Consider the following 410-nt stretch of genomic DNA (forward strand, 5'->3'; position numbering starts at 1 on the left):
GACAGGAACACCGCCTGGCCACCGTATTTGGCCATGGTGTCGAAGCCAAATTCCTGGTTCCACCAGGCTTCGGCGTCTTCCGGCCTGCCGACACGCAGGTGGACATGGCCGACGATGCTGTTTTCCGGCGTACCCTGCCAGCCGGCATCACCCGCCGGCACTTCGGCAACGACGGACGGAATGTTCAGCCGTTCTGTCGCCATGGCAATCTTGTCGCCGTTCCACTTCCAGTCCTGCGGACGGCGGTCGGCATAGATCTCGATGCCATTGCCTTCGGGATCGGTCAGGTACAGGGCTTCGCTGACCAGATGGTCGGAAGCGCCCTCGATCGCGATCTTGTTTGATATGGCGTGGTTGATCCAGCGGCCGAGGTCGGCGCGGCTGGGCAGCAGGAAGGCGGTGTGGAACAG

1 pseudogene is annotated in these 410 nt (G+C 62.7%); it reads right to left on the reverse strand.

Features of this window, described 5'->3' with window-relative positions:
* A pseudogene (locus tag EN893_RS37790) lies at positions 1–410 on the reverse strand (VOC family protein); the annotation flags it as partial.

It is taken from the genome of Mesorhizobium sp. M7A.F.Ca.CA.004.04.2.1 (genome assembly GCF_004022825.1).
Taxonomy (GTDB): domain Bacteria; phylum Pseudomonadota; class Alphaproteobacteria; order Rhizobiales; family Rhizobiaceae; genus Mesorhizobium.